Origin of the sequence: Streptomyces sp. MNU76, assembly GCF_020982545.1 — a bacterium.
Taxonomy (GTDB): domain Bacteria; phylum Actinomycetota; class Actinomycetes; order Streptomycetales; family Streptomycetaceae; genus Streptomyces.
This window is the reverse complement of record NZ_JAJKLK010000030.1, coordinates 40,825-54,038: the sequence shown is the minus strand read 5'-3', so window position 1 is coordinate 54,038 and position 13,214 is coordinate 40,825. Positions and strand designations below refer to the sequence as shown.

Below are 13,214 nucleotides of genomic sequence, written 5' to 3'. Positions count from 1 at the left end.
CCCGCACGGCGTACGGAGCGCAGACGCTCTGCCGGCGGAGGGGCTGTCGCCCCGGGCCGGTCCGCCGACGCGGGCAGAGCCCGGACGCGCTTCAGGCATCCCGGCCCCGCGTCTCAGTCGGCCGCGTCGCCCCTGCGCGTCACGGGGATCGCCCCTGGGTTCAGCGAGGCCGCCAGCCGGGGCAGGAGCAGGGACCAGAACTGCGCGAGCCGTTCGCCCGAGAGCCAGGTGGCGTCCGCCACGCCCAGTGCCCCGAATCCGACAGTGGCGGCGACGACGGCCGTCGTGGCGGCCTCGGCGGAGACGGCCGACGTCAGTTCTCCCGCCTCCTGCGCCTCGGCGACGAGGTCACGCACCCGACGCTGCCACCAACGCAGCATCTGTGCCCCGTTCTTGCGGGAGGGGTCGCCGCACAGCCGGAAGCCGGCCCGGACCACGGGATCGGTGGCGACGGCGAGCAACAGGCCGGAGACGGTGTCCACGAGTGCCTGGAGCGAGCTGCCGGTCGCGGACCGGCACCCCTCGGCCAGTCTCCGGGCGGACTCGGTCGCCGCGCTCTCCACCTCCGCCGCCAAGGCGTCCTTGCTCGCGAAGTGAAAGTGCAAAGCTCCTGCGCTGACGCCCGCCCTACGGCTGATCAGGGGCAGCGTGGCCAGAGCGTATCCCTCGTCGGCGAAGATCTCGGCCGCCGCGAGGACGAGGGCGCGACGCGTCCTGGCAGCTCGCATCTGCTTGACCACATGGCCCCTTCCCGGTCTGACTCCACAATAGCAAACCGCATATTTGGTCTGTTTGCTAGTCCGATGCTGGTGTCATCACGAGAAGGACTTGACATGCTGCGGGTCCTCGTCCGGCGTGGGGCAAGGCTGAAGGGCTCGTCGACGCGCAGGAGGGCGGTCGTCGGAGGGTCAGACCTCGGCGTGTTCGGGCGCGTTCTCGGCCTGCCGGAGGCCCTGCGCTTCCTTGACGACCCGGGCCCCCCGGTCGGGGGCCGTGTCCAGCCGGATCAGCGCCGCGGGCGTGGCGATGGCCGGCAGGATGTGGTTGAACAGGACCGAGACGCGCTGGCTCAGATCGGACCAGTTCGAGGTCGCCTCGGAGAACATCTGCGTGCCGAGCCAGGCCCCGAGGAAGCACTCGGCGGTCTCGGTGGGGACGACGTGGGGCAACACCTCGCCCCGGTCCTTCGCCAGGCCGAGGTAGGTGGTCGACAGTTCGATCCAGGCGGGCCAGGCGCTGCCGAACAGGCGTCGGCTGTGCAGGTCGGCCGACAGACGGATGCCGGCGAGGAGAACGACGTCGCGGGGGATCCGGTAGGCCAGCACCATGCCGACGTCCACCCATTCCTGGAGCTTCAGCTCCCGGGGAACGTGGCCGCTGCCGGTGATCTGAGCCTCGATCACACCCCGGGCCAAGGCCTCCTTGGAGTCGAAGTGGAAGTACAGCGCTCCCTTCGTCACCCCGGCCCGGTCGAGGATCTCGGCGATCGTCGCCGCGGCGTAGCCCCGTTCGGCGAAGACTTCCGCTGCGGCCCTGATAACAGCACATCGGGTCCGTACTGCACGTTCCTGGCGCGCCATGGTGGGCTCCTCAGCCGAAATTAAAAACCGAACGTTACGTACCTTACCCACGGCGCCACTGTCTGCTCCTGCTCGCGGGACTTCTCTTGCCGCGTCACCTCCTGCGACGGACGGGGGCCGGTCCTGCGAGGGACGGGGGCCCGACAGTCACCAAGCCGTACGGCCCCCGTCCACGGTCAGCGTCGCGCCGGTGACGAAACTCGCCAGGTCGCTGCAGAGCCAGGCCGCCGCTTCCGCCACCTCCTGCGGGTCGGCCGCCCGGGCCTGCGGGGCGGAGGCGAAGGCCCGCTTCTCCCCCGCCGGGTTGAGGGCGAACCACTCCTCGACCATCTCCGAACGGGTCAGGCCGGGGGCGATCGCATTGACCCGTATCCCGTGCGGTGCGTACTCCACCGCCGCGGCCTTGGTCAGACCGATCACGGCGTGCTTGGAGGCGATGTAGGGCGCGCCGGCCGCGGACGCGACCAGGCCGCCCACGCTGCTCGTGTTGACGATCGCCCCTCCCCCGCCCGCCAGCATCGCGGCGATCTCGTACCGCAGGCAGTTCCAGGTGCCCCGGGCGTTCGTCCCCATGATCAGCTCGTACGCCGCGTCGTCGATGAGGTGCAGCGGCGTCTTGTCGATCCCCGCCCCGGCGTTGTTGAACGCCACGTCCAGGCTGCCGTACTGCTGCACCGTGAGGTCCACCACCCGCCGGATCTCTTCGCCGTCGCGCACGTCCACGACGTGGTATCTCGCTTCGGCTCCGGTGCGGCGCAGGTCGTCGACGAGTTGGCTCAGCCGGCTCCCCCGACGCGCCGCCAGCACGACGACGGCTCCCTGCCGGGCGAAGACCTGTGCCGCGGCCGCTCCGATGCCGCTGCTCGCGCCGGTGATGAGGGCGACCTTCCCCTTGAGCGGAGCCGCGGGGCCGCCGGTCATGGCCGCGGTCCTCTCGTGAGGATCGCGGGCCCGGCCCCCCGGCGCCGCCAGAGGGTCCCCTCGGCGGCATCACGGTCCAGGGTGGAAAGCAGGTCCGCGTCGATGTCGGACAGGGACTCCACCACGTGCCGCACACCCGCTGCCCGCATGAGCCGGCGCTGGAAGCCGTGGGCGTAGGAGCTGGGGTGACCGACGAAGGCGACGCCCAGTTCTTTCGCCTCCTCGGCGACGCTCGCCACGTCGTCGATGAAGAGCACCTGGTCGTAGCCGAGTCCCCACACGTCCTGGGTGATCTCGGTGATTCCCGGGCGGAATCCATCGGTGCAGACGTAGCGCGGCCCGGCGAAGCAGGAAGCCCATGCGCCGAGGTGACGGTCGAAGTGGCTCTTGTCCAGGCCGCCGTAGCACACGATCTGCAGTCCGGCCGCGCGCAGCCGACGCAACAGGGCGAGCGCTCCGTCGGCCACCCGGACCGGATGGGTGCGCAGGTACCGCTCGCGTTCGGCGAAGTAGAGATCGATCATCTTGTGCGGGAGCATCGGGGCCCCCGCGGCCTCCACGAACGCCCGTGCCGCCGTCAGGCGCGACCGGGAGAAGACGGCGTGCTCCAACTCGGGCGTGTAGTCGAGTCCCCAGCGGACCGCGAGGCGGTGGATCACCGGGCTGAACGTGTCGTCGAGCAGCACTCCGTCGATGTCGACGGCGGCGAGCCGCAGGGTACGCAGTGGGGCCTGGGACATGGAAGTCTCCTGGAGGACCGCGGAGTTCGGGGGAAGGTCAGGACATGGGTGCCAGCAGCACCGGAAGTTCCGTGTGCCCGCTGGAGATGAACGACTCGAGAAGGCCGAGCTCGTGGGCCGGGACCGCCAGCCGCAGATCGGGAAACCGCTCGAAGAGAGCCGGGAGCGCGATCGTCGCCTCGCTCATGGCCAGGAGCCGGCCCAGGCAGTGGTGCACCCCGTGTCCGAAGGCCAGGTGATCGCGGCGCGTGGAACGGGTGACATCGAACGTGCTCGCGTCGTCGCCGTGGGTTTCGGGATCACGGCCGGCGGTGACCAGAGACAGCACGATGGGGTCTCCGGCGGGGACGACGGTTCCGTCGAGATCGATGTCCTCGACGGCGAAACGCAGCGGGATGTTCGCCACCGGCGCCTGGCACCGCAGCGTCTCATCCACCACCGCCTCCCAGCCGACGACGCCCTCGCGCACGCGACCGAGCTGTTCGGGGTGGGTGAGCAGGGCGCAGATGGCGTGGTCGAGGAGGTTGACGGTCGTTTCGTGTCCCGCCCCGAGAATCAGGTGGAGGGTGTCGACGAGTTCCTTCTCGCTCAGTCCCCCACCGCCCTCGTCACGTGTCGCGATCAGCGCACTGGTGAGATCGGCGGCCGGCTCGGCCCGCTTGCGCCGGACGAGACCGCCCAGCAGCGCGTACAGCTCGGCCTGGTTCTCCTGGGCCAGCGCCGGGTCCGTGGAGGTGGTGAACAGGACGCTCACCACGCGATGGAAGTCCTGGCTCTCCCGGCCTTCGAGTCCCAGCAGTTCGGAGATCACCCGTATGGGCAGTTCGTAGGCGAACTCCCGGCGCAGGTCCACTGTCCGACCGGGCGGCACCGTCTCGAGCCGGGTGAGCAGTTCGTCGGTGATCTCGCTGATCCTCTGCTTCAGTTCGGCCACGCGCCGGGCCGTGAAGGCACCGGCGACCAGCTTCCGCAGGCGGGTGTGCTCCTCGCCGTAGGCGGTGAGCATGCTGCGCACCGACACCCACATCGCCAGCGGCCACGTGTGGTTCACCTCTCCGCTGATCCACTTCGGCCAGTGCCGGTAGGCGTCCTTGGACACCCGCGGATCCATCAGCACCTGCTTGATCAGGTCGTGCCGGTTGACCGCCCAGGCCGTGACGCCTCCGGGCAGTACGACCGGGGCGACGGGGCCGAGCTCCCGCAGTCGGCGGGCTTCGCCGTGCAGATCCTGGCCGGTGGGGTCGAGGACGAGCGGGACAGGTGAGGTGTGCACGTGCTGCCTCCTTGCGAACGATCATTAAAACAAACCGCGCATAAGGTTTTTAGCTTCACACAGACTGATCGCGAAGCGTAACGTCACCTGAACCTATCGTTACCCATCTGGCCAAAAACTTGTCAATACCCCACGCAAGTCTGCGACTTGGCCTGGCGCGGCGGAATCTTTCATTCAGCAGACCGCTCGACCCTTGACTAATCCTTTACCTTTGGGGTCCGTCAAGAAAACCGGTAGGTCCGTATCTTATTAGCCGTTGTCGCACAGACATCAAGTCAGGGGGGTCTTCGATGGTTCTGCCCGCTGCCCAACACGCAATCGCCCCACCGGCGTTGCCCCGGCTCACCACCACGGTCCCGAAGGAGTACGTCCACCGGGCCTGTCTGGCCGAGGTGTTTCTGACCGGCTGCACCAGCGAGGGGAACCAGCGCTTCTCCCTCACGGGGCAGTGGCCCCGGGCGCACACGTTCTTCAGCGACGGGACCAGGCATGACCCCCTGCAGGTGGCGGAGACCTTCCGTCAGGCAGGGATGTTCCTCGCACACGCCGAGCTCGACGTCCCGCTCGGGCAACGGTTCGTGATGTGGAACCTCACCCACACCACGTACCCCGAGCACCTGCGGATCGCCGCGACGCCGACCGACTTCGATCTGCGGGCGCGATGCACAGAGATCACCTGGCGCCGGGGCGTGGCCAACTGGATGCGCATGGAACTGTCCATCCACCGCGAGGACAACCTCGTGGCAACCGGGGCCGGTACCTTCTCGACCACTCCGCCGGCCGTCTACGAACGGCTGCGGGCGAGCCGGAAACCCTGGGCGGGGCCTTCGTTCGATCTGCGCACCCAGCGTGCGCCACTGGCCCCGGCGGCCGTGGGCCGTACCTCCGTGTCCGACGTGGTCCTCTCCGCCACCGACACACCCACCCGCTGGCTGCTCACCCCGGATCTCGCCCATCCGATCTTCTTCGACCACTGCGATGACCACCTGCCCGGCATGGTGCTGCTGGAGGGCGCCCGCCAGGCGGCCTGCGCGGCAGCCGCCCCGTGCAGGCTGGTCCCGGTGAGCGCGTCGACCGAGTTCTTCCAGTACGCCGAACTCGACCGGCCCTGCTTCCTCGACATCGCCCAGGTGACCGCGACAGCAGACGGCATGACGGCCGTACAGGTCACCGGCCATCAGGACGGGAAAACGGTCTTCACCTCGACGATCACCGGTTCGGCCGGCTGACGGCGACACCGGCAACCGCTGTCCCCGCACCACTGCCGCGTACCACCGTCCGTCCGCGAGCCGCACGACCGGGCCCGCGGACGGCACCGTTCCACCGCCACCCGGCCGTCCGCAACGGCAACGTGCTCCCCAGCTCCCCACCGCCGCCGACGGCGGTCCCCTCGCACCGCCCGGTCTCGCACCCCTTGCAGCCGGGCGCGAGCGTGCACGGGTCGACGGCCTCCGCGGGCGCCCCGCTCGCGTACAGGCCGCCCGCAACGATGCCCCGCTCACGTCCCGTGTGCCCCCGAGAAGAACAGCATCCCCTCGTGCCGGGACGGCGATACACCGGCGGCTGATCGGATGAGGACGCGGCTCCCGCCGTTCGTGTGCAGATGAGCCGCTCCAGCCCGCCGCTGACGGCGCCCGGCAGCTGCAGTATCGGGCGGACACAGGCCTACCGCCGGGCGGGTCCAGGCTTTCCACGACCGACTCGGCCCGGTGGAGGTACCCACGTTTCACAGGAGCGGTCCGGCTCGACTCCGGCCCGTGAGGCGTCCCAAAAACCACCCGTCGCGCCGCTTGATCCGTTCGCGCCTCATCGCTCAGAGCTGCGCCCCGGGTAACGCACGACTGCACCACCAACTCACCGCTGTCCAGCCAGGGATACGGTGGCCGGGTGGACGGATCGAACGCACCGGCCGGGTCAGTTGCGCCCACCTGGCGGCCCGATGTGCCGGGTGCCTTACAGCCCCTTCTGAGAACGGATGAGAGGGCCGTCGCGTTCTTTGCCGACGTCGCGGACCTCGACGCGACGTACCCGGACTCTCACGAGTTGGACGAGGGGGTCCGGCTCGCCTCCGGGACCCGGCTGGAGCAGTTCGCGCGAGCCGGGTCGGGGGACGCGTTCTGCTTCGTCGGCGAGGACGGTGAGGAACGCCCAGTGGTGTACGTGGGCCTTGCCGGCGAGGCCGACCTGCTCGCACTCGGACTGCCGGAGCTGATGCAGCTACGCCTCGTGGCACCGTGGTGGCGAGACGCTCCAGGCCGGACGCCCGAAGAACTCCAGGCGGTCGCCGACGAGCACCGGGAAGACCTGCCTGACTTCGCACGGCAACGGGACCGTGCGGCCCGGGCGCTCGGAATCGACCCGGATGAACTGCCATCCCAGGCGACGGTCCTGGCCCGGCTCGTTGAGCGCTCCCGGGGACCGGCAGCAGCGGCTTGCCTCGTCGTCGGAGGCGAGGGCGATCCGCTCGACCCCCTCTTCAACGCCGCCCGCCCCTGATCGACCGGCCACCGCAGGCCCCTGGCTCGTGCGGGTGCTGCCGACGTCCTTGCGCACACCAGCGCGCCAGACCCCGGTTGGTGATCTTCGCCGTGACGTACGAGTCGCGCTTATTGATCTTTCGGCGACAGCCCGCTGCCACGCTCGTAGAATGCCTAAATGCCCGAGCCGTTACGGATGAACCGCTGCTGGGTCGCCGCGCGGGCGGTGCTGTGCGTGGCCGGCATGGCTGCCACCGCAGCGCTGAACGCCTTTCCGGCGCCTGACCCGCAACCCGAGAAGCCTGTCAGCGCCGAGTGCGCCGAGTACATCGCGGACATCGAGACGCAGCTGGCCAAGGCAAAGAGTGAAGGCAATGACGACGGCGTGTTGGCCTTCACACGAACGCGGGTCGGCGCGGACGACTGCAGCGATGAAGTTCTCGACCACTTCAGCGGTGAAGGGGCTGTACAGGGCTCGCGGTGATGGCGGAGCTGAGAAGGGCGACATCCGCCTCGTCGAGGCCGCCGGCGACGACCTTGTCGGACCTACCGACTCGATCCCGGTATTCGGCAGGTCACGAGCATACGGCGGCGAGCGCGGCCGTGACGGCGGCTGGGAGGCTGGCCACGGTGGCGAACGCGATGGCGGCCCGTTTGAGGGCAGCGGGGTAGGTGGCGCCGTCCAGGGCGAGCGTGGCACCGGCAGCGGCGCTCGCCGCAGCACCCCTGCCTCAGGCAGCCGGACCGGGTGGGCGATAGACGCGCCCTCGGCGATCGTCGGCAAGCGCTCGCCGCGGCCGGCCGGGTTCATGTCGAGCCCTTCGTGGTCTTGGCCCTCCATCTCCCGTACCGGCTGCCCGAACCGTGCCGAAGTCGACGACCAGGTGCAAGCGGCTGGCCCTGCCGGGTGAGAGGACGCTCCAGGCCGCCGCCGGGTGACCGTCACAACCTGATGCCGGGTGCTGCCCGCCATCACCTCCGCCTGCGCATGACCGGCCGCGACGTACCGGGTGCCGTCGCGGGTCGCTTCGAGATGCCGGGGCGGTCAACCTGCCTGTCGCCCGCTCGACACCTGAGATAACGGCGGGTGCAGGACGCCGAGCGGCGGCACGCCCGCACCAGTGCCTTCACGGAGGCGGAGGACGTCATCACCGCTGTGCTGTCCGACCCTGGGGTAGCAGGGGGCGCGGGACCGGGTGGAGGACGCCCGGGGCGCAGCCTTCCACCGGAGGCGCCAGCCGCTGCGAGGACGGCCTGATGACATCGAATCTCGCTCACCAATAGTAGCTACCGAGGCTTTTGCCCGTTTGGTGATCCCTGTGGTGAGCGGTTGAAGCCGGGTGTCCGGCCCGGGTGACCTCTGTCCGAGGGGTCATGGCTCTTTTCCATCAGCAGCCTCCTCCCGTCAGCCTGAGATCGCCCGCAGGATCGGCTGGCCGAGTGCGCCGAGCCAGCCCGCGAGCGCTCCAAGCGGCCCGATCAAACTCGTGCCGGCCGTGGCCAGCGCACCCGCCGAGGACAGCAGCCGGGTGATCCGGCCGAGCCGGCCCGCCACCGCCTTTCGGTCTGGCTCCGGCCGGGCGACCTCCTCGTCCAGCGAGTCCAGTTCGGCCCGCACCTCGGGCTCGATGGCCGGCGGCAGTGCCGTCTGCTCGATGGACGCCCGTAGTTCGCGGACCAGGCCGCGTACCTCCTGCCCGCCCGCTGTGAAGACGGCCGACTGGCCATCGTGAACGGTCTGATTCCCGGCGACGTTGTTGACCACGCCGCCCTGCTGGTTGCCGATGTTGAAGGCCATGGCTCCCCATCTCCTCACCGCTGCCGCCAGAACGCCTGCCGCTCGGCATCCTCGAAACGGCGGCGTCGGGACGTCGCCACGACGTGCAGAACAATCCCGATGACCATCAGGACCGTCCCGACAGCCGCCATCGCGAACCCGACCGCCCCTACCGGCACCCCGGCCACCTTCGGCCCGAGCAGTTCCGGGGAAGAGTCGAAGTTCGAACTCCCCGACGAAATATCGTCGTCGGCGCCGGAAATGAATCGAATGATCACCCAGCCGTAGATTCCGCCCCCGACCAAAAACAGCAGGAAGCCGAGCAGGATCAGGTGTCGCGCCCTGGTACGGGTCGCGGCGATCTCTTTGAAAAAGCTCTCGCGCTGCGCCTGCTGAACGTAGTTGTACTGATCCCCGGCGATGTTGCTCAGCCGGTCGGCCTGCTGTCCTCCGATGTCGAACCGCCGCCCGCCGCCCGGCGGGCCGGCGGGTGGCGGCCCTGCGCCGGGAGCGCCGTGAGGCGGGGGCCCGGGCGCATGGGCGGGGCCCCAGCCCGGCATGGTGTCCGCGGTACCGCCCGGGGTGCCGCCGGCTCCGGGCTTCGGGGCCTGAACGGTCCGGTCGGCGGAGCGCCGCTCTTCGTAATGCACTTCCAGGGGCCCGAAATCCAGCACGTCGCCCGAGTGCAGCACCTGCTGCCCGAGCACCGGGTGCCCGTTCACCATGGTGCCGTTGGTGGAGGCGAGATCCTCGACGGTGGTCCGGCCCGAGGCCCGCCACACCACCGCGTGCCGTCGGCTGACACCCGGATCGCCCACCTGGATCTGGCAGTCGGAGTCCCGCCCGACCAGCATCGGCTGGTTGCCGATGACGAAGACCCGGCCGCGCATCCGGTCCGGTCGGTCGACCACGAGTTGCGGCAAGCTGCGCCCTCGCTGAGGCGGGTCCATGGCACGACCTCCTGCCTTGGCGAAGCACCCGGCGGCGGACGAAATGATTTGGCCGCCTGTACCGGTGATCCCCTCCTTCCAGTAAAGGCCGGTCGGCCCCGTCCTGCCACAGCAACCGGACGGCCGGATCTCGGCAGTACGTTCGGCCGCCGTCCCCTCGGCCCGCAGCCCTCCGATCCCGACGGGCTGGTCTCCGCGACTCCGGCCTGCACCCGCCCGCCTCTCCTCGGTCCACGGCGCCTTGATCCAGACGCCGCAGCACCACCGTGATCGCGCCGAAGGCTAGGCCGCAGGTCAGGTCACCGTCTGTGCTGCCTGTCCGCTCGTTTCAGCCTGCTCGTCAGGCAGCCACGTCGGCGTCAGCGGGGCGGCTGTGGGCGAGGATGTCGGGTAGGGGCCGTGCCAGCCGGCGCTGACCTGGCACTGGGGGCAGGTGACCTGCTGGCAGTCGAAGTCGATGTGGAAGTCGTCGCGGTTGAAGCCCTCGTTCTTTGGAGTACGGCCAGGACAATTGGTTCCACGCCCGGGTACGCAACCGGGCCGGCGCCGGTACGGCGGCGCACTTCGTGGTGACGTTCCGGGCGACCGGGTACGCGGGGACGGAGTTCGTCTTCCCGGTGCCACCACCTACCCCGTCGGAGGGAACACCGCCACGCTCGAGTTCAGCTCAAGCGCGTCGACCAAGTACGGCGTCGCGAGCAACATCTCCGGCAGCTGGAAGGCGGGCGGCTCCAAGAGCGCTACGGCCGGATGGGGCTTCAACTGGAATAAGAGCAGCGGCAAGCGCGGCTACCAGACGCAGGTGGAGTACGGGAAGTACCGCTACACCAGCGGTGGTTGCGGCGGTACCGGGACTTATTCCAAGTGGCAGCCTCGCAAGGAGACGGGCGGCACCGACACCTACACAGCCACTGCCCCGAACTGGACCCAGTGCGCGAACGTCGCGTCCGGAGACTGGTACCGGACCCGTACCGACGGCAAGGACTATTACCTTGAGGGAGGCGTGAAGATGAAGGATGTGATCGGCATCGACCTGAGCAGCCAGCGGGCATACGCTTCCACGCACAAGCTGATCTACAACGTGTCGGGAAGCGCGAAGAAGATGTGCGGCAACAACAGCATGCCTGCCACGGCCGACAAGGTCCAGGAGAAGAAGAGGTGACGGCTTCCGTCGCCGCTAGCGGAGCCCGCCGCACGACAGTGCGGCGGGCTCCGGCCCTGGCTGCTGCTCTCCTGGCATGCGTGCTGCCATTGGCCGGATGTTCCGACGCGGACTCCCTGGGGCGCGTCCATCACGACGACTCAGGGAAGTGCGGTCCGCTGTCCGCCAGCTCCGGCACGGGAGGTGTCAGCATTCAAGCCCCCAAGACGGTCCCGTGGTACGGGAGTTTCGGCTCGTTCGTGCTGTGTGCCCGGTACCCGGGGGACAGGATTTCCCTGCGAGACATCGAGTACGAGGCTGACGTCGAGCCGCTTGAGGTACGGACGTATCTGCGGACCGTCCGAAAGAGCCAGATCGCCTTCGGCGACGACGGCTCGCGAACGGCCGAGACCAGCGGTTTCGTCAGTGCCCTCGGCCGCCCGCCCAAGTTCGATGACCTCGATGGACAAGCGGTCGGGACCTTCACGAGCAAGATCAACGGTCACCTGATCACCCAGTCCTGCGAGGACGCGGCAGACCAGGCGAACGGCTACACCGAGCTGCTCTTCGTCATGAAGTTCGGCAAGGAAGGCGGCCATGTGCCCCGGGCGTCGATCAACTACGTCTCCGACAAGGGACCCGCGGACTCCGGTCAGTACATCCTCGACCTGAAGTGGGCCATGACCGGCTGCGCTACGAAAATCCCGATCCCCGGCGACAAGACGACCCAGGACTACTGCCAGGTCCAGGGATGAGAGGTCACGGCGTCGTCAGAACCGCCCCTCAGCATCAGCCACCGACGCCGTGATCAGCTTCGTCCGCGTCCGGATACCGCATGCCCCCCGACGTACCAGCCGGCACGGGATCAGGCGGCCGGCAGGCCGGACCAGCAGCACAGCAGCAGGCCGCCGAGAGCCCTCAACGCCTGCGGCCGGAACCTTGACTCTCGGGGTGCTGGCGCGCCGACCCCACGTGCGGCCCTTGGGCGACCGGCCGGTCCCGCCCGCTTCTTCCTCGAAGCAGATCCACGCCCGGCCGCCGCCCTGCTGGTTTTACTTCTGCCAGGTCACCTCCCGCCAGCTCGTGCTGACGACCGCGGAAGTCAGCTGCTGACGGACGATCACCTACCGACGATCACGTCTTTGACCGGCACGAGCACCCCATCCACGACCCACGCAAGCCCCGCGACCTGCAATTTCAGGTTGAAAACCTCTCAATGCGGGAAGTAGCTGCCCTGGCGCAGCTTGGGGACGGCGAGTTCGACGGTCCCGGCGCGGGTGTCCCACTCGCGCGGGCGATAGCCGTTGCGGTGGTTGACCCTCTCGTCGCTGACCTGCCCGTATTCGGCGTTGCAGAGGGCGTCGGCCTCGGCGGACATGAGGGCGTCGGCGAACGTCTTGATCATCGCGCGCAGCAGATCGGGACTCGCCGCGGCGAGATTCTCCTCGGCGAGGGCGTGCAGGGGCAGACTGTCGGGTGCGGTCATCGTGCTGATCTCCTTCGAGCTTCGACATCTCGAAGATCAGCCGGTGGCCGTTCTCATATCCGGGCCCTCACTCCGACGCCAGGCCAAACACCCGGATCAGGTGGGAACCCGTACACCACTTCCCAGGACGCAACCCTCGGGGCAGCTCACTCCGACATGTCATGACGGTAGAACTGCGCCAACTGTTCGATAACGGGACGCAGTTCGCTGTCCGCTGGCCAGAGAGTGACCGGCATCGTGTCATCGGTCGAGCGCATTCAGGGATTCTGGCACCGATACACAACATGGATCCACGGGGCGACGAGAGCCATATGCGACAGCGTCGGCCGTCGAGCATCCGTCCGGCCTCTGCACCACGACGGTTCAAGGACGGGTTCTAACGTTCGTCTCAGGTTCGCTCGGTAGGAAGTAGGCATCCAGATAAGCGATGCAACCCGTATGTAGGAGGCTGGTGATGGCAGTCGACGCAGCGCCGTCACGGAAAGCGCCGCCCGGGCGGTTGAGGTTCGGGGCGGCCACCAGGGCGCTGGCGACGGCGTTCGCTGTCGCCGCCCGCGGGTCGCACGCCGACAACAGTGCGGCGCCCGCCGTGACCGGCCCGCACAGCGCGCACGCGAACGGGTCGTCAGTTCCACCCCAGACGCTGTGCGTCGGCGAGCGGTTCCTCGACCTGAGGATGGCCGAGGCCTAGGGGGTGTTTCGGAAGTCCCGCACAGCACCCACGGCGCCCGGCACGCACTCTCGCTGCACCGGCCGAAACCCCAAGTACGTCCAGTACGAGGGCTTTCGTCCGGCACGCCGAGAGCACGCACCGGACACCGCGGGCACCGCACAAGACTTTCGAAACACCCCCTAGTACTGCAACGGTC

General features: G+C 68.9%; 14 protein-coding genes and 1 pseudogene. 6 read left to right on the top strand and 9 right to left on the bottom strand.

What is annotated here, in order from left to right; all coding sequences use genetic code 11:
- Nucleotides 1-113: 113 nt before the first annotated feature.
- From E4N62_RS43900 to E4N62_RS43880, 5 genes are all read right to left on the bottom strand, one after another.
- On the bottom strand, nt 114-728 hold the full coding sequence (locus E4N62_RS43900) for a ScbR family autoregulator-binding transcription factor (protein ID WP_230223830.1): 615 nt from the start codon (nt 726-728) through the stop codon (nt 114-116).
- A gap of 180 nt (nt 729-908) precedes the next feature.
- Nucleotides 909-1,580: a ScbR family autoregulator-binding transcription factor gene (locus E4N62_RS43895; RefSeq protein ID WP_230223829.1), complete on the bottom strand. Its 672-nt coding sequence runs from the start codon at nt 1,578-1,580 to the stop codon at nt 909-911.
- Nucleotides 1,581-1,727: 147 nt separating this feature from the next.
- Nucleotides 1,728-2,501: an SDR family NAD(P)-dependent oxidoreductase gene (locus E4N62_RS43890; RefSeq protein WP_230223828.1), complete on the bottom strand. Its 774-nt coding sequence runs from the start codon at nt 2,499-2,501 to the stop codon at nt 1,728-1,730.
- Complete coding sequence (locus tag E4N62_RS43885; RefSeq protein WP_230223827.1) at nt 2,498-3,241, bottom strand: HAD family phosphatase; 744 nt, start codon at nt 3,239-3,241, stop codon at nt 2,498-2,500. The genes E4N62_RS43890 and E4N62_RS43885 overlap by 4 nt, the downstream gene beginning before the upstream one ends.
- Nucleotides 3,242-3,278: 37 nt before the next feature.
- Entirely contained in the window at nt 3,279-4,514 is a 1,236-nt protein-coding gene (locus E4N62_RS43880) for a cytochrome P450 (RefSeq protein ID WP_230223826.1), read from the bottom strand.
- A 290-nt stretch (nt 4,515-4,804) separates the two neighbouring features.
- On the opposite strand from E4N62_RS43880, the gene E4N62_RS43875 reads away from it, so the two are divergent.
- The gene (locus E4N62_RS43875) at nt 4,805-5,743 is read left to right on the top strand and encodes a ScbA/BarX family gamma-butyrolactone biosynthesis protein (RefSeq protein WP_230223825.1); all 939 of its coding nucleotides are present in this window, start codon (nt 4,805-4,807) and stop codon (nt 5,741-5,743) included.
- Here E4N62_RS43875 and E4N62_RS49970 read toward each other — a convergent pair.
- Nucleotides 5,724-6,071, bottom strand: coding sequence for a DUF6009 family protein (locus E4N62_RS49970; RefSeq protein ID WP_374117244.1), 348 nt, complete (start codon nt 6,069-6,071; stop codon nt 5,724-5,726). The two genes, E4N62_RS43875 and E4N62_RS49970, sit on opposite strands and share 20 nt — an antisense overlap.
- Nucleotides 6,072-6,557: 486 nt before the next feature.
- Between E4N62_RS49970 and E4N62_RS43865 the strand changes: the two genes are divergently transcribed.
- Both E4N62_RS43865 and E4N62_RS43860 read left to right on the top strand, forming a co-directional pair.
- The gene (locus E4N62_RS43865) at nt 6,558-7,010 is read left to right on the top strand and encodes a hypothetical protein (RefSeq protein WP_230223823.1); all 453 of its coding nucleotides are present in this window, start codon (nt 6,558-6,560) and stop codon (nt 7,008-7,010) included.
- A gap of 159 nt (nt 7,011-7,169) precedes the next feature.
- A complete protein-coding gene (locus E4N62_RS43860) occupies nt 7,170-7,475 on the top strand; it encodes a hypothetical protein (protein WP_230223821.1) in 306 nt (101 codons plus the stop codon).
- 921 nt (nt 7,476-8,396) lie between these two features.
- Here the strand turns inward: E4N62_RS43860 and E4N62_RS43855 are convergent.
- Together E4N62_RS43855 and E4N62_RS43850 are read right to left on the bottom strand one after the other, a co-directional pair.
- Nucleotides 8,397-8,789 (bottom strand): hypothetical protein, encoded by a 393-nt coding sequence (locus E4N62_RS43855; protein WP_230223819.1) that lies wholly within the window; start codon nt 8,787-8,789, stop codon nt 8,397-8,399.
- Nucleotides 8,790-8,803: 14 nt separating this feature from the next.
- A complete protein-coding gene (locus E4N62_RS43850) occupies nt 8,804-9,718 on the bottom strand; it encodes an FHA domain-containing protein (RefSeq protein WP_230223817.1) in 915 nt (304 codons plus the stop codon).
- A 511-nt stretch (nt 9,719-10,229) separates the two neighbouring features.
- Here E4N62_RS43850 and E4N62_RS43845 point away from each other — a divergent pair.
- Together E4N62_RS43845 and E4N62_RS43840 are read left to right on the top strand one after the other, a co-directional pair.
- Nucleotides 10,230-10,880: a hypothetical protein gene (locus E4N62_RS43845; RefSeq protein WP_230223815.1), complete on the top strand. Its 651-nt coding sequence runs from the start codon at nt 10,230-10,232 to the stop codon at nt 10,878-10,880.
- 80 nt (nt 10,881-10,960) lie between these two features.
- A complete protein-coding gene (locus E4N62_RS43840) occupies nt 10,961-11,614 on the top strand; it encodes a hypothetical protein (protein WP_230223813.1) in 654 nt (217 codons plus the stop codon).
- Nucleotides 11,615-12,078: 464 nt separating this feature from the next.
- On the opposite strand, the pseudogene E4N62_RS43835 reads toward E4N62_RS43840, so the two are convergent.
- A pseudogene (locus E4N62_RS43835) lies at nt 12,079-12,345 on the bottom strand (transposase); the annotation flags it as partial.
- 454 nt (nt 12,346-12,799) lie between these two features.
- Between E4N62_RS43835 and E4N62_RS43830 the strand changes: the two are divergent.
- On the top strand, nt 12,800-13,036 hold the full coding sequence (locus tag E4N62_RS43830) for a hypothetical protein (RefSeq protein ID WP_230223811.1): 237 nt from the start codon (nt 12,800-12,802) through the stop codon (nt 13,034-13,036).
- Nucleotides 13,037-13,214: the final 178 nt, after the last annotated feature.